This window comes from Kitasatospora sp. NPDC101235, from assembly GCF_044767505.1.
In the GTDB taxonomy this organism is placed as follows: domain Bacteria; phylum Actinomycetota; class Actinomycetes; order Streptomycetales; family Streptomycetaceae; genus Kitasatospora.
Map to the genome: position 1 here is coordinate 1 of NZ_JBIWNZ010000013.1, position 21642 is coordinate 21642.

A 21642-nucleotide genomic window follows, 5' to 3' on the forward strand; every position below is an offset into this window, starting at 1 on the left:
TCAGTTGCGCTCGCGTCACACACCACGGTCTACCGGATCAGGACCCGCCGCGAAGGTGAATCACACAGATTGATCACGACCGAATACGTGCCCTAGAAGCCCGGCAGGTAGCGCACCAGGACGTCCGCGCGGGTGCCGTCCAGGGCGCCGTACAGCAGCGTGGTGCCGAGCGCGTCCACGGCGGGCGCGGAGGACGGGCCGACGGCCTCGGCGACCCGCTCGATCCGGCCGGTCCGCAGGTCCCGCCGGAAGACGTCCGTGGCACCGTTGGTGTCGTCGGGCACCAGACCGGCGTCGTCCGAGGCGAAGTAGGCCCAGCGGTCGTCCGCCGTCATGACGGCCGGCTGGGTGCCGGCGGGGGCCACCTCGGTCACCGCGCCCGTGTGCAGGTCGCGGGCGTAGAGCGCGACCCGGGTGGCGCCCTGGTCCGGTTGGAACACCCGGAACAGCGCGAACCGCCCGTCTGCGCTCAGCCGCCCCTGGCGCGCGGCGTCGCGCAGGGCACCGCTCGGGTCGACGCTCGCGCCCTCGGTCCGGCCGGTACGGGTGTCGTGGACGTAGAGCGGGAACAGCTGGCGGGTGGGCGGCGGCTTCAGGGCCTTCGGGGCGGGCTGGGCGACCGGCAGCAGGTTGGCCGCCTTCGAACGGAAGGCGACGGTCCTGCCGTCGGCGCTGAGCGAGGGCTCCACCGAGCCTCCGTCGGCGGGGGCGCCGCCCTGCCCGGCGGTCACCAGGCGGGTGGTACCGGTCAGGCGGTCGGTCAGGTAGATGTTGGCGATGCCCGCCCGCGCCCCGGGGGCGAGGTCGGCGCGGTCCGAGGAGTAGGCGACGAAACGGCCGTCGGCACTGATCGCGGGGCTGAGCGAGTTCCCGACGCCGGTGCCCGCGATGAGCAGCTCGGTGTGGCCGGTGCGGCGGTCGCGGACGTAGACGTCGGTGCGTCCGCTGCCGTGCCCGGGGACGGCGTTGGCGGCGTCGCTGCTGAAGGCGACGTACCGGCCGTCGGCGCTGATCGCGGCCTGGCTGCTGGAGCCGTCCAGCTGGGCACCGTCGTCGGCGAGGCTGACCCGCTCGGTCTGCCGCGTCCACAGGTCGCGGACGAAGACGTCGTAGAGGCGGTTGGTGTCACCGGGCACCAGGTTCGAGGCCAGCGAGGTGAACAGGGCGTAGCGGCCGTCGGCGCTCAGCCCGAGCGGCTCGGACCAGTCGTCGGCGGGCGCGCCGTCGGGGCCCACGTTCACCCGCACCGTGTCGCCGGTCGTCGCCGCGAACGCGAGCGTGGACGCAGGTGCAGGCGCGGGCCTGGCGTGTGCCGCCGGTGCCCCGGTGCCCGCCAGCAGCGCGGCCGCCAGCGTGCAGGCCATCCGTACCGTCGTCGTCTTCATGGGCTCCATACCTTTCTTGGTGGGTTGGTCCGGGTCATTCGTAAGATCAGGACACCCAGGGTGTCGGGTATGGCTGTCATGGGTTAGCCGCTGTCGTGGCTTGAGGGGATTGGCCGCCCGACACCCCGCGACGACTCGACCGCTAACTGGGATGCGCGAACCAGATCGCTCGTATGGACACGTCGGCGAGGTCGTCTGCTGGGACCGAGTACACGTACGTCGAGTGAGGAGGGCCTGGTGCCCGAACTGTGGGCCGGGACGGATGCGGGCAAGGCCGAGCACCACTGCACGGTGATCGACACGGACGGCAAGACGGTGCTCTCCCGCCGGGTGCCGAACAGCGAGGCCAAACTGCTCGAACTGCTCGGCGACGTACTGGAGTTGGCCGAGGGCGGTCGGGTGACCTGGGCTGTCGACCTGAACGCCGGCGGGGCCGCTCTGTGGATCGCCCTCCTGGTCGGCCACGGGCAGCAGCTGCTCTACATCCCCGGCCGCACCGTCCACCACGCCTCCGGCTCCTACCGGGGCGACGGGAAGAGCGACGCCAAGGACGCCTTCGTCATCGCGGACCAGGCCCGGATGCGCCGCGACCTCCAGCCGCTCCAGGAGGCGAGCGAGATCGCCGTCGACCTGCGCATATTCACTGCCCGTCGCCTGGACTTGGCGGCCGACCGCACCCGTGCGATCAACCGTCTGCGCGCACAGATTCTGGAGTACTTCCCCGCCCTGGAACGCGCCTTCGACTACAGCGCGTCCAAGGCGGCCCTGGTGCTGCTGACCGACTACCAGACTCCCGGCGCCCTTCACCGGGTCGGTCGCACGAGGCTGACGACCTGGCTGAAGAACCGCGGCGTCCGCAGCGCGGCGAAGGGCGCCGACGCCGCGGTTACCGCTGCCGAAGCCCGGCGCACCGTGGTCCCCGGGGAGAAGACCGCCGCGAAGATGGTCCACACCCTGGCCAAGGAGGTGATGGCCTTCGACGAGGGGATCGCCCTGACCAACGCCCTCATCGAGGGCCGGTTTCGCGAGCATCCCGACGCAGAAGTGATCACCAGCATGCCCGGCGTCGGCACACTGCTCGGCGCCGAGTTCATCGCCGCCACCGGCGGAGACATGAGCGCCTTCGGCAGTCCCGACCGCCTCGCTGGCGTCGCAGGCCTCGCCCCGGTCCCACGCAACTCCGGGAAGATCAGCGGCAACATGAAGCGGCCCCGTCGCTACAGCCGCCGGCTGCTGCGGATGTTCTACATGTCGGCCCAGGTCGCATCGACCTGCTGCCCTGTCTCGAAGGGCTTCTACCAGCGCAAACGCCCCGAGGGGAAGTCCCACAAGCAGGCCGTCCTCGCCCTGGCCAGGCGCCGCCTCAACGTGCTCTGGGCTCTCATACGCGATCGGCGGCTCTTCGAGGTGGTCACGCCCGGGTCCACTGCCGCAGCGACATGAGGCAGTCACAAGGCGTCACCGCCTCGGCTTGACAACATGATTGGGAATCCCCTCCCCTGTGCTCCGGCCGAGCCAACCGTCCGGCCGTGGCCACGGTCAACCCGGCCGCCCGCCCATGGACACGATTTCGCCAACTCCCGCACACAGCAAGCGCGCACCGACCGCACGGCTCGACCCGGAGAGGCCACCGCAACCGGCCCGAACGGGAGGACGAGAGCCCGGGGACGACCTTGTGCGAGTGCTCTGCCGTGGCCACCGGCCCTGCCGGGGCCCGCCACGGACGCGCCTGCGCATCGGGCGCGTTCCCGCTCCGCCCTGCCTGATCGGCAAAACTCCTTGGACACGGATGACCTTCGGTGCGAAGGTCCATGAATGACCGTTGACGAACCTTTTGCCCTGCCCGCGCCCCTGCCCGGCGGCCTGCTCCTGCGCGAGTCCGGGCCGGCCGACCTGGAACAGATCGGCGCGCTGCTCGCCGAGCGCGGCGTCCCGGCGGACGCGATCGACCACCGCCTGGTGGTCGAGGACCCGGACGCCGGCTGGTCGGCCTGCGCGATGGTGGTCGACGGCGACCGGGTGGTGTCCACGGCCACCCTGCTCGACGAGGAACTGCGCCTCGGCGGCGTCCGACTGCCCGCCGGGCAGGTCGAACTGGTCGCCACCGCCGAGGACTACGAGGGCCGCGGCCTGGTCCGGGCGCTGATGCAGTGGGCGCACGCGCGCTCCGCCGCCCGAGGGCACCTGGTCCAGGTGATGATCGGAATCCCGTACTTCTACCGGCTGTTCGGCTACGAGTACGCGATCGACATCCCGGTCTCACGGCCGGTGCGCGGCACCCCGCCCGCCGAGGGCACGCCCGCCCTGCGCACCGCCCGGGCCACGGACCTGCCCGCCCTGGCCGCGCTCCAGGACCAGGCGCAGCGCGGGTTCGACCTCGCGATGGGCCACTCCCCCGCCCGCTGGCGCTGGCTCCTGGCCCACGACGCGACCACGCTGCGGGTGGTCGAGCGTGCGGGCGAGGCGGTGGCCATGGCGCGCACCACCCCGGTGGACGACGGCGAGTTCCACCTCGCCGAGGCGGCCGCCGTCGACGAGCGCGCGGCACGCGAACTGCTCGCAGGCGTCGCCGCGCTGGCGCCCGAGGCCCAGCTCCACGTGGTGGACCGCCCCGGCACCCTGCCGGCCACCGCCTGGCACGAGCTGCTGGACCACACGCCGCGCCCCGAGGCGGAGCAGTACTACGTCCGCATCCCCGATCCGGCCGCACTGCTCGACCGGCTGCGCCCGCTGTTCCGGCAGCGCCTCACCGCCGCCGGACTGGACCTCGCCGGCCGCGAACTGCTGCTCTCCACCTACCGCTCGCACTACCGCATCCCGGTCGGCGCGCAGGGGCTGGGCGAGGTGGTCACGGGCGGCACGATGCAGCGCCCCGGCTCGGGCGGCGGCGTGGGCGTGGCACCGGACCAGCTGGCGGCGCTGCTCTTCGGCCCGTACGGGATCGAGGGGCTGAGCCGCATCCGTCCGGACGTGTACGTCCGCGGGGAGGACGAGCCGTACCGGGCGCTGTTCCCGCCGCAGACGGCCGACCTGCTGACGTACTACCTGCCGTGACATCCGCCGCCGGGATGTCGGCCAACCCCCTGTCGGGACCCGGCGGGTGGGGCGTAGGGTCCGCCAGGTGAACGAACTGATCTTCCGGGGGAAAGACCTGTTCCGCCCGTCCTGGTCCACCTTCGCGGTGCCACTGCTCGCCCTCGCCGTCGAAACCGTCATCGGCTACGTGAAACTCGGCGCCTTCGGCATGACCCTGCTGCTCGCCGGGACCGTCCTGATCGCCGTGCCGGCCTGGATCCTGGTCCTCCGGTCCTGGAGCCGGGTCGGCGCCGACGGGATCACCGTCAACTGGGGCCTCGGCAGCGGCCGCACCTACGCCTGGCAGGAGGTGCGCTGGATAGACGTGCGGGAGACCAAGGGCAACGGCACGGCCACGTACGCGGCCCGGATCCACCTCGCCGGCGGGCGGCGCCGCTCGCTGCCGGGCCTCAGCAGCAGCACGATGTACCCCGGCCGGAACTTCGAGGCGGACTTCCGGCGGCTCCTCGACTGGTGGAAGCACAGCACCGACCCGGCACAGCGCGTCCAGCCGCAGAAGCAGTTCCGGGACCGGCTGACGCCCACGGTGGTCGGGGTGGTGCTCGCACTCGTCCTGATCCCCGTGATCTACGTCGTCTTCTACGTGCTGCGGCAGCGGTAGCCGCCGGGGCGCGCGGCCGGCCCCGGCTCCCAGGGCGGGAGCCGGGGCCGGTGTGCGTTCAGCCCGCCTGACGGACGCCTGACGAACCGTCACCGCCGCCCCGGGTAGCCCGGCCGGCCCTGCGCTGGGCTCCGGCGTTTCGGTCAGCGCAGGCCGTCCCACAGGAGTCGTTCGGGCCGGGCGGGGTCGTGACGGACGGCGGGTGCGGTGGCGTCCAGGAACATGACGGACCGGCCGGGCAGGTAGGCGGGCCAGGGTGGCAGGTGGCCGCTGGTGGGGCGGCCGTGGTGGGCGAAGGAGGTCCAGGCGCCGCGTATCCGTTCGGACAGCAGCGGATGGGCTGACGTGTCCGTCAGCGGGTCGTGCGGGTTCCCGAAGACGGGGCCGAGTTCGGCCATGTGGCAGGCGCCGAGGGAGCCGTCCAGGGCCGGGGAAGGCTGGGTGAACTCATAGAAGTAGGTGTCCGCGCCGTGGGCGGCGCGGGCCTCTGCGATGCGGACCGCCGGCAGACGGTAGCCGTGGTCGGTCATCACTGCCGAGAACAGGTCGGCGGCACTGGCCTGCGGTCGGGCCTCGGCGTAGACGGCCCGCGCGGTTACGGGCTCCAGCCCGAGAGCGTCGAGGAAGCCGTGCAGGAAGCCGTCGTCGATGTGGTCGGCCATGCCGAGCGGTACCAGGAACAGGCGGAACTCCTCGGCGGTGACGCCCGTGAGCAGATCCAGCCCGCGGCCCGCACCGGCAGCGATGGCGTCGACGGGGCGCTCGGGCAGCGTCGCGGTCCCGGCCACAGGCAGAACGGTCGTGCCGCCTCCTGCGGACTCGCCCCACTGGCCCGGATCGGTACTGCGGGCGATCTCCTGAGCGAGTCGGCTGTTGGCTGCGGCCAGGTCCTGCGATGGGACGGCGGCGAGGGCTTCAACGGTGCACTCGGCGCCGACGAGTGCGGCCAGGCGTTCGGTGATGCGGCGCGCGGTCTCGGGCGTGTGCGCGTGATGTCCGGCCCCGCTCTGGGTGATGGCCCGCCGGAACAGGCCCTCGGCCCGGGGCATCGCCATGAGCGCGGTGATGCTGATCGCTCCGGCCGACTGCCCGAAGACGGTCACGTTGCCGGGGTCGCCGCCGAACGCGGCGATGTTGTCGCGCACCCACTCCAGCGCGGCGATCTGGTCCATGAGACCGAGGTTTGCGGTGCCGTCGGGCAGCAGGAGGAAGCCCTCCGCGCCCAGCCGGTAGTTCAGGGTGACGCAGACGACGCCGTCGCGGGCGAGGACGGAGCCGTCGTAGGTGGGCAGCGAGCCGGACCCGTTGCGGAAGGCGCCGCCATGGATCCACACCATGACGGGTAGCCCTTCGCTGGACCGGTGCGGCGAAGGCGTCCAGACATTGAGGTTGAGGCAGTCCTCGCCCTGGGGGCCCGCCTCCGTGAGAAGGCCGGCCATGGCAGGGGCGTAGCCCGGCTGCGGTGCGCTCGGGCCGTGGACGAGCGCGTCGCGCACGCCGCTCCACGGCTCGGGGGTCCGGGGCGGACGCATCCGGTTCACGCCGAACGGCGGTGCCGCGTAAGGGATGCCCAGAAAGGACGCTACGCCCTCGTGGAGGTGACCGCGGACCTGACCGTAACGCGTGCTGACTGTGACGTTGCTCATCGGGAAGTCCATTTTCGGAAGAGCTCGGGATGTTGGGAGCGGTAGGAGCCTTCCGCCCGCCCAGCACGGCCGCAACCGAATTCCCTCCCGCCCGCGGCATCTCCTGTCCCGGCCCACTTCCGCCCGGACCCCGGACACGGTCCGCGCCCGTGCTTCACAGCCCCCGCACAGCAACGGCCCGAGCACTCCTCACGACCCGACTGTCGGCTGACAATCGGCTGACAGTCAGCGGACCACGGTGACGGTGAAACCCTCCGGCGCCCGCAGGTCGACCGCGCCCGTGTGGTCGGTGGTCACCTCGATCGGCAGTCCGGCCACGGTCAGCCCGTCGATCCGCAGCGACTCGTACCCGGCCGGCACCTGTGCCCGGACCTTCAGCCGGCGGCCCGGCGCATCCGCCTCCAGGCCGAGCACCGACTGGAGGACCGCGACGGCGGAGGCGGCGGCCCAGGCCTGCGGCCGACAGGACGCCGGGTACGGGACGGGCCGGGCGTAGTGCTCGCGCGGGTGGCCGCCGAACAGCTCGGGCAGCCGGTGGTCGAAGGCCGCGGCAGCGCGTACCAGTCCTGCGGCCAGCGGCGCGGCCGCCTCGTGCAGCCCGGCCCGGGCGAGGCCGTGGACGGCGATGGCGCTGTCGTGCGGCCAGACCGAACCGGTGTGGTAGCCGAGCGGGTTGAAGCCGGCCGCGGCCGCGTCCAGGGTGCGCAGGCCGAAGCCGCCGGCCATGCCGGGGGCGGTGAGGCGACGGGCCACCAGTTCGCTCTCCTCGGCGTCCAGCAGCCCGGTGCCGAGCAGGTGGCCCATGTTGGAGGCGATCGAGTCCACCCGGCGCTTGGCCCCGTCGAGGGCGACCACCGGGTAGCGGCCGTCCTCGTCCTCGGTCCAGAAGTGGGCCCGGAAGCGCTCGCGCAACCGCTCGGCCCACTGCCGCCAGTGGTCGGCGCCGGGGCGGCCGAAGGCCTCCAGGAGGTCGGCCGCCGCGAGCGCCGCCTCGTGGGCGTACGCCTGGACCTCGCTGAGCGCGATCGGGGCGTCGGCGATCCGCCCGTCGCGGTAGCGGATGCTGTCGGAGGAGTCCTTCCAGCCCTGGTTGGACAGGCCGCGGCCGGTGCTGTCCAGGTACTCCAGGAAGCCGTCGCCGTCCGCGTCGGCGTATCGCTCCAGCCAGCCGAGGGCGGCCTCGGCCTGCGGGAGGAGCTCCTCGACCTGGTCGGCGGGCAGGCCCCAGCGCCAGGCGTCGTGCAGCAGGACGAGCCACAGCGGGGTGGCGTCGGCGGTGCCGAAGTAGCAGGGCGGCAGGTGGGAGCCGGTGTCGAGGTGCTGCTCCTCGCGGCGGACCTCGTGGAGGATCTTGCCGGGCTGCTCCTCGGTGGCCGGGTCGACGGTGCGGCCCTGGCGGCGGGCGAGGGTGCGCAGGGTGCCGGCGGCGAGCTCGGTCCCGAGCGGGAGCAGCATCCGGGCCGCCCAGAGCGAGTCACGGCCGAACAGGGTGAGGAACCAGGGCGCGCCGGCGCCGAGGAAGGTGTCGGCGGGGCTCAGCGGGTCGGTGAGCAGCAGGCCGCGCAGGTCCTGGTGGGAGCGGGCGAGCCAGTGACCGAGGTCGTGTTCGCGGCCGGTGACCGCGGGGGTGTGCCAGGGGGCGGCGTCGGTGGGCGGGGCGGGGAAGAGGTCGCCGTCGCGGTGTTCGGCGGTGCACTCCAGGACGGCCTGCCAGGACTGCCCGGGGGCCAGTTCCAGGTCGTAGCCGAGGGTGCCGGTGGCGGCGTCGAGGTGGTCGGGGGCCGGGCTGAGGGCGAGGACGGCGGTGAGCGGGCCGTCACTCCAGCGCAGCCCGTCCGGCTCGGCTTCGGCGGTGTGGGGGGTGCCGGTGCGGCCGGCCTTGACGGTGTCCATGGCGGCGAAGTCGCTCTCGGCGCGCAGGTCCAGGCGCAACCGGGCGGTGAGGTCGCCGGCGTTGCGGACGGCGAGGTGTTCGACCAGGCGGCCGGGCCGCAGTTCGCGGCGGCGTTCGAGGGTGACGGCGGGGTCGGCGGTCAGTTCGGCGAGGCCGCGCAGCACGGTGACGAAGGTGGTGCTGCCGTCCGGGCCGTCGGCGGTGGCGACGGGTGCGTTGGGGACTCCGGCGACGGTCGCCTCCAGGCGGGAGAGGATCCGCCGGTCGCCGTGGTAGAAGCCGTCCGCGCCCTCGCCGATCCGGCCGTCGGGGCGCGAGGCGCAGAAGCTCGGGGCGGCCACGGAGAGCCGGGCGTCGTGCAGGAACGGCTGCAGCTCAATCGCTGACATGGTCTCTTCATCCTCTGCTGGGGGCTTGACAGTTGCTTCCACCCGGGCGCAACCTTTCTGCCGTTGGAGCGTTCCAAGACATTAACCCCCCTGGTGGGAATGATGGAACCCCGTATTGGAACGCTCCAAGATCTTGTCAATGAAGACAGAACCTAGGATCGCCGTCATGCATGCACACTCATCGCCCCGGCCCAGGGCAGGGTCCGCCGTGACCCTCGAAATGGTCGCCGCCCGGGCCGGCGTGGGCCGTCAGACGGTGTCCAACGCGATCAACTCGCCCGAACTGCTGCGCCCGCAGACGCTGGAGCGGGTCAGGCGCGCCATCGACGAACTCGGTTACCGGCCCCACCGGGCCGCGCAGGCGCTGAAGACCAGGGCCAGCCGGCTGATCGGCTACGGCATCCGCTCCAGCAGCACCGGCGTCCCGACCCCGGTCCTGGACCAGTTCCTGCACTCGCTCTCCGAGGCCGCCGACCGGGCCGGGTACCGGGTGGTGCTGTTCGCCGTCGCCCCCGGGGACGACGAACTCACCAGCTACCGGCAGCTGCTCGACGAACACGGCGCGGACGGCTTCGTGCTCAGCGGCACCGACCGCGGCGACCGCCGCCAGGGCTGGCTGCACGAGCAGGGCGTCCCGTACGTCGCCTTCGGCCGCACCTGGACCGGCCGGGACGTCGGCGACTGGGTCGACGTGGACGGCGCCGCCGGGACGTCCACCGCCGTCCGGCACCTGGCCGGGCTCGGCCACCGCAAGATCGGCTTCCTCGGCTGGCCGAAGGGCTCCGGCGTCGGCGACGACCGCGCCCGCGGCTGGCAGAACGCGATGCGCGACCTCGGACTGCCCACCCGGGGCCGCCGGGCCGAGAGCCCGGACGACCCGGAACGCGCCGCCGAGGCCGCCGAGCGGCTGCTGGCGGCCGGCGCCACCGCGGTCGTGGCCGCCAGCGACACCCTGGCACTCGGCTGGTACCAGGCACTGCGCCGGGCCGGCCGCATGCCCGGCCCGGACGCCGCCGTCATCGGCTTCGACGACTCGCCGATCGCCCCACTGCTGTTCCCGTCCCTGTCCAGCCTCGCCCAACCGCTCGACGCGGTCGGCCGCGCCTGCATGCGGCTGCTGCTGGAACGGCTCGGCGACCGGCAGCGCCCGACCGAACACGTCCTGCTGGAACCCGAGTTGGTCCTACGCGAAAGCGTGTGACCCCTCCCCGAGCCATCTCCGCCCACCCCCACCCACCCTCGCAAGGAGATCCCGCATGGCCACCTCCCGCACCCTCGCCGCGGCCGCCGTCTGCGCGGCCGTCGCCCTCGGCGCCGTCACCGGCTGCTCCTCCTCCGGCGGCTTCGGCGACTCGACGGCCAAGCAGGCCTCCGGCGGCAGCCAGGACCTGACGGTGCTCATCGCCACCTCCGGCGAGGCCGAGACCGCCGCGGTCAAGGCGGCCACCGCCGCCTGGGCACAGAAGACCGGAAACACCGTCACGGTGCAGATCGCCAGCAACATCAACCAGCAGCTCGGCCAGGCCTTCGCCGGCGGCAACCCGCCGGACCTCTTCTACGTCAACTCCGACCAGTTCGCGAACTACGCCAAGGGCGGCTCGCTGTACGCCTACGGCGACCAGGTCCCGGACGCCGCGGACTTCTCCGAGCAGCTGCGCAAGGCCTTCAGCCACGACGGCAAGCTCACCTGCCTGCCCAAGGACAGCTCCACCCTGGGCCTGGCGATCAACACCGCCATGTGGCAGCAGGCCGGCCTGACCGAGGCCGACTACCCGACCACCTGGCAGCAGCTCTCCGACGACGCCGCCAAGCTCACCAAGGACGGCGTCACCGGCCTGGTCACCGCCCCCGACTACCAGCGGCTCGGCGCCCTGCTGAAGGAGGCCGGTGGCTGGATCACCAACCCGGAGCAGAACGCGATGACCGCCGACAGCCCGGCCAACAAGCAGGCGCTGGAGTACCTCCAGTCCATGATGAAGGCCGGCTCGGCCAAGTACGTCGCCGAGGTGGACGCCGGCTGGGGCGGCGAGGCGCTCGGCAAGGGCAAGGCCGCGATGACCATCGAGGGCAACTGGCTCCAGGGCGCGATGGCCAAGGACTACCCGAACGTCGCGTACAAGGTGCTCCCGCTGCCCGCCGGCCCGGCCGGCCCCGGCACCCTGGCCTTCAGCAACTGCTGGGGCATCGCCGCCAAGAGCCGGCACCAGGCCGCCGGCGTGGACCTGGTCAAGCACCTGACCTCGGCCGACCAGCAGCTGGAGTTCTCCAAGGCCTTCGGCGTGATGCCCTCGCGCACCAGCGCGCTCGCCACGTACGCCGAGAAGTACCCGGAGTCCAAGGCCTGGGTGGACGGCGTCGCCACCTCCCAGGCGCCGGTCACCATCGCCGGCTTCAACCAGGTGCTCACCCAGTTCAACACCGACCTCCAGTCGCTGAAGACCGGCGACCCGGCGGCCATCCTGGGCACCCTCCAGCGCAACGGCGAGCAGGCCCTGAAGAATGGCAAGTAAGCGCACCATACGCACGGCCCGCGCCCGGACCGGGCGCGGCCTGCGCGAGGGAGCATGGGGCTGGCTGTTCACCGGCCCCATGGTCCTCGTCCTCGGCCTCTTCATGGTCCTGCCCATCGCGATGGCCCTGTGGGTCAGCCTGCTGCACTGGGACGGGCAGTCCAACCCGTTCAGCGGCAACGCGGACTTCGTCGGCCTGGACAACTACCGGCGGCTGTTCGCCGAGGACGGCCTGGACCGTACGCTCTTCGCCACCTCGATGCGCAACACCCTGTACTACGTCCTGCTGACCGTCCCGCTCCAGACGGTGCTGGCACTCTTCCTCGCCATCGCCGTCAACCAGCGGATGCTGCGCGGCCGCAGCGCCCTGCGCACGGTGTTCTACTTCCCGTCCGTCACCAGCTCGATCGCCGTCTCGACGGTCTTCCTGTTCCTCTTCCAGGGCAGCGGCGCCGTCAACCGGATGCTCGGCTGGCTCGGCGTCCAGGGACCGAACTGGTTCGCCGACCCGCGCGGCCTGGTCTGGCTGGTGCTCGGCTGGTTCGGCGTCGACCAGCCGGCGCCCGGCGCGGGCGGCCCGCTCGGACTGTCCTGGTCCGAGTGGTTCGCCGGGCCCTCGGTCGCGATGTGCACCCTGATCCTGATGGCGGTCTGGACCACCTCCGGCACCTTCATGCTGATCTTCCTCGCCGCTCTCCAGGACATCCCGCGCGAAGTGGAGGAGGCCGCCGCGCTGGACGGCGTCAACCGCCGCCAACTGCTGCGCCACGTCACGCTGCCCGCGCTGCGGCCGGTCCTCTTCCTGGTCCTCACCCTCGGCCTGATCTCCACCTGGCAGGTCTTCGACCAGGTGTACGTGATGGGCAAGGGCGCCCCCGGCAACACCACCCTCACCCCCGCCTACCTGTCCTACTCGGCCGGCTTCGACAACGCCGACTACGGGCAGGGCGCCGCCATCGCGTTCGTCCTGCTCGGCCTGATCCTGCTGCTCACCGCCGCCCAGCGGTGGGTGCTGCGGGAACGGGACGGCAAGCCGCGAGGCGGCCGGAAGGGAGCCCGCCGTGCCGCGCACTGACACCCCGCGGGCCGAGGACCGGCCGGTCCTCGGCCGCTTCCCCCGACCGCTGCGGTACCTCGGCTACGCGGCCCTGGCCGGCTTCGCGCTGCTCTACCTGCTGCCGTTCCTGCTGCAGCTGGCGAACAGCTTCAAGACCGACCCGGACGCGGCCGCCCACCCGATGTCCCTGCTGCCGGACGGCGCCACCCTCGCCTCCTACCGGCGGCTGTTCGGCCTGGCCGACGACGTGGAGAACGTCCCGTTCCCACGCTGGCTGGGCAACAGCGTGGTGGTGACGGTCCTGGTCACGGCCGGCCGGGTGCTGTTCGACTCGATGGCGGGCTACGCGCTGGCCCGGATCAGGTTTCCCGGGCGCCGGCTGCTGTTCGCCTTCGTGCTGGCCGTGATGGCGGTGCCCGGTGTGGTGCTGCTGATCCCGAAGTTCCTGGTGCTGAAGAGCTTCGGCATGTTCGACACCTACAGCGGAATGGTCCTGCCGCTGCTGGTCGACGCCGCCGGGATCTTCATCATGAAGCAGTTCTTCGAGTCGGTGCCGCGCGAGATCGAGGAGGCCGCGCGGATCGACGGCGCCGGGACCTTCCGGATCTTCTGGTCGGTCGTGCTGCCGATGTCACGGCCCTCGCTGATCACCCTCACAGTGCTCTCCTTCCAGGGGTCCTGGAACGAGTTCACCCACTTCCTGGTCTCCACCCAGTCCAGCGACCACGACACCCTGACCACCGGCCTCGCGCACTTCGTCGCCGGCGGCCTCGGCTCCGGCACCCAGTACCCGCTCAAGCTGGCGGCGGCGCTCGTCTCCACCGTCCCGGTGGCCGTGCTGTTCTTCCTCTTCCAGCGGCACTTCGTGCGCGGCGCCAACTCGGGCTCCTCCAAGGGCTAGCCCGGCCCCGCTCGCTTCCCGTCCCTTCCGAACCATCCTGGAGAACGCCCGTGCCCGCCCGCATCGAGGACTACGCGCTGACCGGCGACATGCAGACCGCCGCCCTGGTCGGCCGGGACGGCTCGGTCGACTGGCTGTGCCTGCCCCGCTTCGACTCCCCGGCGGTCTTCGCCGGCCTGCTCGGGACCGACGAGCACGGCTTCTGATCGGCACCATCGAGGCGATCCAGCGCGAACTGTCCACCGAGGACGGCTTCGTGCTGCGCTACCCCACCCACGACGACACGTCCGGCGACCACGTCGAGAACGTGGACGGCCTCTCCGGCCACGAAGGCGCCTTCCTGGCCTGCTCGTTCTGGCTGGCCGACGACCTCGCCATGATCGGCCGGGTACAGGAGGCCCGCGAACTGTTCGACCGGCTGCTGGCACTGCGCAACGACCTCGGCCTGCTCGCCGAGGAATGGGACCCACGCCTCAAGCGCCAGGGTCGCCCTTCGACCCCGCCGGGCTCCTGGCAGGAGCCGGCGGTGAGGATGTGCCGATTCACCGGAGGCGCTCCGGTGTCGAGGACGGTCGTCAGCGAAGCCCCGGCCCCTGCGTGACGGGCAGGCACTCGGCGAGCAGGGCGAGGATGTCGCGCCAGGCCCGCTCGGCGTGCAGCGGGTGGTGGCCGACGCCGGGGAGGACGGTGTGGTCGACCGGCGGGTGGTGGAAGGCGTGCCGGGCTCCGCCGTAGACCACGAGGCGCCAGTCGACACCTGCGGCCTGCATCTCGGCGGCGAAGGCGTCCCGTTGCGCGGCGGGCATGATCGGGTCCTCCGAGCCGACCCCGGCCCACACGGGGCAGCGGATGCGCGCCGCCTCACCCGGTCGGCCCGTGGTGAGCGCGTTGACCGTCCCGATCGCCCGGAGGTCGACGCCGGCGCGTCCGAGTTCCAGCGCGATCGCGCCCCCGGTGCCGTAGCCGATGGCGGCGATCCGGTCGGGGTCGGTCCGGGGTTCGGCGCGCAGCACGTCGAGTGCCGCACGGCCGATGCCCCGCATCCGGTCGGGGTCGGCGAGCAGCGGCATCACGCGTGCCAGCATCTCCTGCGGGTCGGTGAACCAGCGTCCGCCGTGGAGGTCGAAGGCCAGGGCCACGTACCCCAGTTCGGCGAGGGCGTCGGCTCGGCGGCGCTGGAAGTCGTTCAGGCCCGGCCCCTCGGGGCCGATCAGGACCGCGGGCCGGCGGCCGGTACCGGCGGGCAGCGCGAGGTGCCCGATCATCGTCAGTCCGTCGGCCGGGTACTCGACCGTGCGTGTCGTGACCATCGTCATGGGACGGGACAGTAGTGCCGGCCGGGCCCCGGTTGGGCCGGTCTTCGCCGTCGGCAGAGGAGGTGGCGCGGGCCCTCACGCCGTGCCGGTCGGGCGGCGGCCCGTAGTTCCAGCCCGTCGAGGATCAGGTCGAGCCCGAACTCGGACTCGTCGCCGTACGCGTAGCCAGGTTGCAGCAGGTGCCCGGCCCCGGACGGGCCGCCAGACGGGGCCTGCCCGAAAAGATTTGCGGCTCTTGGCCATCGTTTTGGTCGATGTGGTTAAAGACCCGGCCAAAAACTCGGGTGAACCCTTGCCGATAATGTGATCACATGTGCAGGCACTGTGGCGTTGTGCGTCGCAGGGGAGGGAACGGTCCGCTCCACCGAGCGGGCCCGATCAACAGGAGTCGTACCATCAACACCGCCATCCGCAAGGCCGCCCGTGGGGCGATGCCCGTCGCCGTCACCGCCTCCGTGCTCGCCACCGGCCTCACCGCCTGCGGCACCGTCCAGCAGCTGTCCGCCGCACAGAAGGTGTCGAAGGCCTTCGACAAGGTCGGTGACGGCAAGTCAGCCGGCTTCACCCTCTCCATCGCTGCCACCCCCGAGCAGGTCGCCGCGTTCGCCAACACCGGCGAGCACAAGGGCGGCAAGGGCCTGGTCGGCTCCGCCCGGGGCGGCGACCGCGAGATGGACGAGAAGACCGCCAAGGCGATCTCCGGCCTCTCGGTCTCGGTCGCGATCTCCGCCGACAAGCCGCTCAAGGAGGTCGAGGCCTTCAAGAACGCCGGCAAGAACGGCGAGAACACCGACCTGACGCTCGACAAGTCGGTGCGCATCTCCTACCTGCTCTCCGACCGCAGCGGCACCGCGCTGCTGGAGTACCGCCAGGTCGACGGCACGGGGTACCTGCACGCCGATGCCAAGGGCCTGGTGAAGCTCGTCGGCGAGGACCCGTCCTCGGTGGACGAGCTCCGCAAGGAGCTGCCCGAGGACCTGAAGCCGGTCGGGGACGTGCTGGCCGGCAAGTGGGTCTCCATCGACCTCCAGTCGCTCGCGGACCAGGCGAAGGAGTCCGACGGCAAGAAGGCCGCCCCGGGCGCCGCGCCCACCGTCGACCCGGAGCTCGGCGGCCAGCTGCTCAACTCGATCAAGGACGTGCTCGGCCGCACCGTCACGTACGAGGACAAGGGCAAGAAGGACGGCACCGAGCACCTCTGGATCAGCGCCCCGGCCCGGCAGCTGGTGGACGAGATGTACAAGGCCGTCAAGCCGCTGTCCGCCAAGTTCCCGAAGCAGCTCGGGCAGTTCCCGGACCAGGCCCCGAGCGACGTGCCGGACCGCCGGATCGGTGTCGACCTCTACCTGAAGAACGGCGACTTCTCCTCCGCCACCTTCGACCTCGCCCAGCTGGCGGACAAGGTGGAGCCGGGCGTCAACTTCCCGGTGAAGCTCGCCTTCAACCAGACGGCCCCGAACGTCCAGGCGCCGTCCGACGCGGTCAAGTTGACCAACGACCAGCTGATGGACGCGGTACTCGGCCTGGCCACCTCGGGCGGCGCGGGCGGCTTCGACCCCGAAGACATGGGCGGGATCACGGTCCCGACCGTCCTGCCGCTGAACGACCCCCAGCTCAAGGAACTCGCCGGGCTCGGCATCACGGAGACCGAGGCGCTCGCTTTCAACAAGGCGGGGCTGTCCTTCGAGGACATCAAGGAGATCGCCCTGGCGGCCACGCCGCCCAAGGCCTGACCTCCACCTGTGAGCGGCCGACCGCATGCCCGCGGTCGGCCGCTCGCGCGTTCCCGGCCCGCGCCGGGGGCCCGGTCACCGGCCGCGCGGCGGCGTCGGCGTACCCGGACGTACCCGACGTGCCCGTCGTCAGGCGTGGGCGGCGGCGCACTCCGGGTGGCCCCAGGAGCTGCCGACCTTGGTGATCTTGTCGCCCTTGGCGTACGGGCGGCTGCACGGGCAGGTACCGGGGAAGCGGGCGTTCAGGGTGCGCGAGCCACCGCTCCGCTTGGCGGTGCCGCCCGTTCCGGTGGCGGCGGGCCGGGTGGTGCGCGCCTTGGGGGCCTTCGTGGCGGCGGCCGGCTCGGGGACCGGCAGGTCGGCGGCGGTGCCGGAGGCGTCCTGCTGGGTGCGGGCGGCGTCGCTGGCCGCCTTGTCGGCGATGGCGTTCAGCGGGTCGCCGTCCACCTGGTGGGCCGGCACGTACACGAAGGTGACGTCCCGGCCCTCCAGCAGGGCGTCGATCGCCTGGATGAGCTCCTGGTTGGCCACCGGCTTGCCGGCCGCCGTCTTCCAGCCGTTGCGCTTCCAGCCCTTCAGCCACTTGGTCACCGAGTCGCGGGTGTAGGTGCTGTCCAGCCGCACCTCCAACGGCACCGCCGGGTCCGTCGCGGCCAGCAGCTGCCGCAGCGCCGTCAGCTCGCCCACGTTGTTGGTGCTGTGCCCGAGCGCGCCGGCCTGCCAGCGCTGGGGCGCCCCGGCGGCGTCCGCGACCACGTAGGCCCAGCCCGCCGGACCGGGGTTGCCCTTGGCTGCTCCGTCACACGCTGCAATGACTCGTTCGACCATGCCCCGATCATGCCTGGTCGGGCGGCCCGGAGCCAAAGTCGCTCAGCTGCGCAGCAGCGGCAGCAGCAGCGCCGCCGACCAGCTGAAGTTGGTCGCGTTGCGTCCCTCCCCCGTCAACGGGTCGTAGTTCTCCCGCACCGGGCCGTCCCCGGCCAGCCCGGCGGCGGTGGCCAGCAGCCGCTCGACCGTCCGCCGGGCGTCCTGCTCCCAGCCGTAGCGGCGCAGGCCCTCGACGGCGAAGTAGGTCTGGTCGAGCCAGGCCAGGCCCCGCCAGTAGCCGGCCGGGTCGAAGGACGGCGAGCTGCGGGCCACGGTCGGGAACGGCATGGCGGTGCCGAACTCGGCCGGGTCGAGCAGCAGCCGGCGAACGGCACGGGCCTGGGCGGCGGTGGCGGTGCCGGACCAGAGCGGGATCGCGCCCTCGATGCCGCGGCCGCGGGCGGTGAGGCGGGCGCCGGTGGCCAGGTCGGTGTCGTGGAACCAGCCGGTGGCCGGGTCGTACATGGTGTCGCGTACGGCGGCGTCGATCCGGTCACCGCGGGCGCGAAGCCGTTCGGCGGCGGGCCGGTCGCCCAGTTCGGCGGCGATCAGCGCCAGGTGGCGGTGGTCGGCGGCCAGGTAGGCGTTGAGGTCGACCGAGCGCTGGTCGAGCGACCAGCCGAGCAGCGTCCCGTTCGCGTCCCGGTTGGGGACCACGGTCGCGGCGTCGAAGCGCGGGGCGTTGTCCATCCCGGACTCCCAGGCCGCCGCCTCCCGGCAGTCCTCGGCGGTGGCGTTGGCCGGGTCCACGGTGGCACCGTACTCGCACAGGCCCTCGCCGAGGTGGTCCCGGGTGCGGTACCACCAGTCCTGGTAGGCGGTCAGCCGGGGCAGCATCTCCCGCAGGAAGGCCCGGTCGCCGCTGCGCCGGTAGACCTCCCAGACCGCCCAGGAGGCCAGCGGGGGCTTGGAGTTGCGCTCGTTCCAGTTCCCGCCGCCGGTGCCAGGGTCGTTGTAGAAAACGCAGTCGGGGACCATTCCGGCGTCCTGCGGGCGGTCGACGGAGCCGACCCCCGTCCGGTGATCGAACGGCGTCTGGTGGTCGAACACCGCCCGGATCTGGTCGGCGGCCAGGCCGGGCGCGAAGGCGGCGGTGCCGACGGCCTGCTTCCAGGTGTCCCACGCCCAGACCCCGCTGAACCACTTGTAGGACAGCGTGGGGGTGACGGCGTCGTGCCGGATACGCCCGGCCGGGCTGCGCCAGTTGGTGACCAGGGTCTGCACGCACTTGGCGGCCGTGCGGCGGCGGGCGGCCGGGACGCCCTCGGTGGCCCGGGTGAGGTACCCGTGCCACCGGGCGGTGCCCTGCGCCGCGACCCGCTCCGGGGTGCGCAGCGCGGCGTCGGACTCGGCGGCGGCCCGGGTGTACTCGGCCTCGGTGAAGGTGTAGCTCTCGGTCCAGTCCAGGCTGCGGGTCTCCCCCGGCGCCAGCCGTACCGGCTCGGCGAGTTCGGTGCGGTGGCCGTCGCCGTCGGCGCTCAGGACGACCCGGACGGGCCGCGCGTGGCGCACGGCGAAGCGCTCGGTGCCGTCGGTGAGGTAGTCCCAGGTCTGCCGGACCCTGGCGAAGCGCACCTCCGGGCCGCGTTCGGCGGCGACCAGCTTCGGCGCGTCGTGCTGCGGGCCGGTGGCGGGGCGCAGCAGTCGGCCGGCCCAGGCGACGGCCAGGGTCCGGACGGCCGGGCCGGTGTTGGCCAGCCGGGCCCGGAGCAGGGCGGTGCGGTTGCCGGCGAAGCGCAGTTCCAGGGTGAGGGCGAGGCCGCCGCCGAGGTCGTGGGACAGCCGCAGCAGGCCGGGCAGCGAGCTGCTGCGGGTGGGTGCGCCGGCGGTGAGGCCCAGGGGGCGGCCCTGTTCGGTGAGCTGGAGGCGGCTCAGGCCGTCGCTGAGCCACCAGGGGTACTCCTGGGCGATGTACAGCGGGCCGGTGAAGCCGCCGGGCTGGTCGGTGGGGCGGGGCAGGGCGTAGGCGTGCCAGGCGCCGAGGTCGGCGAAGACGTTGATCGGGTTGTTGCCGCGTGCGTCGCCGGGGTAGGCCTGGGCGGGGGTGCCGTGCAGGTCGAGGACGTCGGCGTAGCGGTCCTCCGGCCAGGCGTCCGCGACGGGGGTGTCCGCGTGGGCGGCGCAGGCGCCTGCGAGGGTGCCGGCCGCGGCGAGGGCGGCAGAGCCGACCAGGACGTGGCGGCGGGTCAGCGGGTTCACGGGCGCTCCTGGGCGGCGGGGAGACGGATGACGGCGGCGCCGAGCGGCGCGAGGGTGACGGCTCCGGCGGCCTCGGTGCCGGTGAGCAGGTCGGTGCCGGGTGTGGGGAGCGGGACTCGCAGCTCGTGCGGGGCGTGGTTGAGCAGGAAGAGGTAGCCGGTGCCGTCATCGGCGTGCCGGCGGGTGGCCTCGACGCCCGCCGGGAGGTCCGGCAGTTCGGCGCCCGCCCCGGCCTCGGCGAGCGCCAGGTCGAGCACCGGGCCGGGGCCCGCGCCGAGGTGGCAGCTCAGGTACCAGGCGCTGCCGGTGCCCAGGCGGTTGCGGGTGACGGCCGGGAGGCCTGCCAGCGCGCCGGAGTCGTAGTGGGCGACGGTCTCGGCGGCCTCGGTCTCGATCCATTCGCTCCAGCGCTCGGCGTGCAGCTCGGTGTGCGGCTCCGCGCCGTCCAGCCGTACGACGGTGCTCGCGCCGTCCGGGATCGGCCAGTGCTCGTCCACCACGATCCCGAGCAGCTCGCGCAGCGGGCCGGGGTGGCCGCCGGGGTGGATGTGGTCGTGGCGGTCGGTGATGCCGCTGAACGGGCCGCAGACCAGCCGGCCGCCGTCCCGCACGTAGGCCGTGAGCCGGTCGGCGGTGGCCGTGTCGAGCAGGTAGAGGTTGGGGGCGAGCACCAGCGGGTAGCCGTCGAGCTCGGCGGTGGGCGGGACGAAGTCGACGGTGACGCCGCGCTCGTACAGCGCCGCGTACCAGGGGCGGAGCAGGTCGGGCCAGCGCATCCGGGCGGAGGGGTGGTCGTCCAGTTCCAGCGCCCACCAGCTGTCCCAGTCGAGCAGGACGGCGGCCCGCCCGCGCAGCCGGCTGCCCGCGATCTCGCCGAGCCGGCGCAGTTCGGCGCCGAAGCGGACGGTCTCCTGCCAGCCCCGCGAGGCGGTGCCCCGGTGCGGGAGCATCGCGCTGTGGAACTTCTCGGCTCCGGCCACCGAGGCGCGCCACTGGAAGTGCAGCACCCCGTCGGCGCCGCGGGCCAGTGCCTGGAGCGACCAGAGGCGGTAGAGGCCCGGGTGCTTGGGCACGTTGACCGGCCGCCAGCTGACCGCGGAGGGGGCCTGTTCCATCAGCAGCCAGGGGCGGCCGCCCTTGAGCGAGCGCATCAGATCGTAGTTCATCGCGGCGTTGACGTGGGCGCGCGGGTCGGCCGGGTCCGGGTAGGCGTCGTCGGAGACGAAGTCCTCGTGCCGGCTCCACTCCCAGTAGTCCAGTGCCTTGAGCATCGACATGAAGTTGGTGGTGACCGGGACACCGGGCGAGACCTCGTCCAGCACGGCCTTCTCGGCACGGTGGAGGCCGAGCAGGGCGTCCGAGCAGAACCGGCGCCAGTCCAGCAGCTGCGTCGGGTTGACCGGGCCGGGCGCGGTGCGCGGCGGCTCGATCTGCTCGAAGGAGTTGTAGTGCTGGGACCAGAAGGCGGTGCCCCAGGAGCGGTTCAACTCCTCGATGGTGCCGTGCCGTTCGCACAGCCATCGGCGGAAGTCGGCGGCCGAGGCGGGGCAGAAGCACTCCTGGACGTGGTCGCCGTACTCGTTGTGGATGTGCCACAGGGCGAGCGCGGGGTGGTCGCGGTAGCGCTCGGCGAGCGCCCGGGTGAGCCGGACGGCGGCGTCCCGGTAGGCGGGCGAGGAGGGGCAGTAGTGCTGGCGCGAGCCGAACTCCAGCCGCACCCCGTCGGCGGTGACCGGCAGCAGCTCGGGGTGGGCGCGCACCAGCCAGGCTGGCGGGGAGGCGGTGGCGGTGGCCAGGTCGACGGCGATGCCGTGTCGGTGGACCAGGTCGAGCAGGCGGTCCAGCCAGCCGAACTCCCAGCTGTCGGGGTCCGGTTGGAGTCGCGCCCAGGAGAAGACGCCGACGGTGACCAGGTTGACCCCGGCCTCGGCCATCAGCTTCACGTCCTCGGCCCACACCTGCTCGGGCCACTGCTCGGGGTTCCAGTCCCCGCCGTACAGCAGGCCGGGCACCCGGGTGAGGTGGTTCCTACGGGGGGTCATTCGGGG

General features: G+C 72.8%; 16 protein-coding genes and 1 pseudogene. 10 read left to right on the plus strand and 7 right to left on the minus strand.

The window, feature by feature from the left end; translation table 11 throughout:
- Window positions 1–92: 92 nt before the first annotated feature.
- The gene (locus ACIRRH_RS21950; protein ID WP_403069896.1) at window positions 93–1385 is read right to left on the minus strand and encodes a hypothetical protein; all 1293 of its coding nucleotides are present in this window, start codon (window positions 1383–1385) and stop codon (window positions 93–95) included.
- Between the two features lie 237 nt (window positions 1386–1622).
- On the opposite strand from ACIRRH_RS21950, the gene ACIRRH_RS21955 reads away from it, so the two are divergent.
- The 3 genes from ACIRRH_RS21955 (at window position 1623) to ACIRRH_RS21965 (ending at window position 5082) form a co-directional block, all read left to right on the plus strand.
- A complete protein-coding gene (locus ACIRRH_RS21955; protein ID WP_403069899.1) occupies window positions 1623–2828 on the plus strand; it encodes an IS110 family transposase in 1206 nt (401 codons plus the stop codon).
- A gap of 372 nt (window positions 2829–3200) precedes the next feature.
- The gene (locus ACIRRH_RS21960) at window positions 3201–4439 is read left to right on the plus strand and encodes a GNAT family N-acetyltransferase (RefSeq protein ID WP_403069902.1); all 1239 of its coding nucleotides are present in this window, start codon (window positions 3201–3203) and stop codon (window positions 4437–4439) included.
- 67 nt (window positions 4440–4506) lie between these two features.
- Window positions 4507–5082 (plus strand): hypothetical protein, encoded by a 576-nt coding sequence (locus tag ACIRRH_RS21965; protein WP_403069904.1) that lies wholly within the window; start codon window positions 4507–4509, stop codon window positions 5080–5082.
- Between the two features lie 143 nt (window positions 5083–5225).
- On the opposite strand, the gene ACIRRH_RS21970 is transcribed toward ACIRRH_RS21965, so the two are convergent.
- Both ACIRRH_RS21970 and ACIRRH_RS21975 read right to left on the minus strand, forming a co-directional pair.
- On the minus strand, window positions 5226–6728 hold the full coding sequence (locus ACIRRH_RS21970; RefSeq protein ID WP_403069907.1) for a carboxylesterase/lipase family protein: 1503 nt from the start codon (window positions 6726–6728) through the stop codon (window positions 5226–5228).
- A 225-nt stretch (window positions 6729–6953) separates the two neighbouring features.
- Entirely contained in the window at window positions 6954–9011 is a 2058-nt protein-coding gene (locus ACIRRH_RS21975; protein WP_403069910.1) for a glycogen debranching N-terminal domain-containing protein, read from the minus strand.
- A 208-nt stretch (window positions 9012–9219) separates the two neighbouring features.
- Between ACIRRH_RS21975 and ACIRRH_RS21980 the strand changes: the two genes are divergently transcribed.
- From ACIRRH_RS21980 to ACIRRH_RS22005, 6 genes and pseudogenes are all read left to right on the plus strand, one after another.
- Window positions 9220–10212 (plus strand): LacI family DNA-binding transcriptional regulator, encoded by a 993-nt coding sequence (locus tag ACIRRH_RS21980; protein ID WP_403069912.1) that lies wholly within the window; start codon window positions 9220–9222, stop codon window positions 10210–10212.
- A gap of 55 nt (window positions 10213–10267) precedes the next feature.
- Window positions 10268–11521 carry an extracellular solute-binding protein gene (locus ACIRRH_RS21985; protein ID WP_403069915.1) on the plus strand — a complete coding sequence of 418 codons (1254 nt, stop codon included), beginning with the start codon at window positions 10268–10270 and terminating at the stop codon, window positions 11519–11521.
- Window positions 11511–12596 carry a carbohydrate ABC transporter permease gene (locus ACIRRH_RS21990; protein WP_403069918.1) on the plus strand — a complete coding sequence of 362 codons (1086 nt, stop codon included), beginning with the start codon at window positions 11511–11513 and terminating at the stop codon, window positions 12594–12596. The genes ACIRRH_RS21985 and ACIRRH_RS21990 overlap by 11 nt, the downstream gene beginning before the upstream one ends.
- Window positions 12583–13479, plus strand: a complete 897-nt coding sequence (locus tag ACIRRH_RS21995) for a carbohydrate ABC transporter permease (RefSeq protein ID WP_403069921.1) — start codon at window positions 12583–12585, stop codon at window positions 13477–13479. Before ACIRRH_RS21990 ends, ACIRRH_RS21995 begins: the two co-directional genes overlap by 14 nt.
- 89 nt (window positions 13480–13568) lie before the next feature.
- Window positions 13569–13685, plus strand: coding sequence for a trehalase-like domain-containing protein (locus ACIRRH_RS22000; protein WP_403070463.1), 117 nt, complete (start codon window positions 13569–13571; stop codon window positions 13683–13685).
- Window positions 13655–13963: pseudogene (locus ACIRRH_RS22005) on the plus strand (glycoside hydrolase family 15 protein); the annotation flags it as partial. The gene ACIRRH_RS22000 and the pseudogene ACIRRH_RS22005, both read left to right, overlap by 31 nt.
- A gap of 91 nt (window positions 13964–14054) precedes the next feature.
- Here ACIRRH_RS22005 and ACIRRH_RS22010 read toward each other — a convergent pair.
- Entirely contained in the window at window positions 14055–14795 is a 741-nt protein-coding gene (locus tag ACIRRH_RS22010) for a dienelactone hydrolase family protein (RefSeq protein WP_403069924.1), read from the minus strand.
- A 431-nt stretch (window positions 14796–15226) separates the two neighbouring features.
- Here ACIRRH_RS22010 and ACIRRH_RS22015 point away from each other — a divergent pair, with 431 nt between their 5' ends.
- The gene (locus ACIRRH_RS22015; RefSeq protein ID WP_403069927.1) at window positions 15227–16528 is read left to right on the plus strand and encodes a hypothetical protein; all 1302 of its coding nucleotides are present in this window, start codon (window positions 15227–15229) and stop codon (window positions 16526–16528) included.
- 129 nt (window positions 16529–16657) lie between these two features.
- On the opposite strand, the gene ACIRRH_RS22020 is transcribed toward ACIRRH_RS22015, so the two are convergent.
- Genes ACIRRH_RS22020 through ACIRRH_RS22030 form a run of 3 tightly spaced genes read right to left on the minus strand, consistent with a single transcriptional unit; the run spans window position 16658 to window position 21636 of the window.
- Window positions 16658–17356, minus strand: a complete 699-nt coding sequence (locus ACIRRH_RS22020; RefSeq protein WP_403069930.1) for a ribonuclease H — start codon at window positions 17354–17356, stop codon at window positions 16658–16660.
- Window positions 17357–17398: 42 nt separating this feature from the next.
- A complete protein-coding gene (locus ACIRRH_RS22025) occupies window positions 17399–19594 on the minus strand; it encodes an MGH1-like glycoside hydrolase domain-containing protein (protein ID WP_403069932.1) in 2196 nt (731 codons plus the stop codon).
- Window positions 19591–21636, minus strand: coding sequence for a beta-galactosidase (locus ACIRRH_RS22030; protein WP_403069935.1), 2046 nt, complete (start codon window positions 21634–21636; stop codon window positions 19591–19593). Before ACIRRH_RS22030 ends, ACIRRH_RS22025 begins: the two co-directional genes overlap by 4 nt.
- Between the last annotated feature and the right edge of the window lie 6 nt (window positions 21637–21642).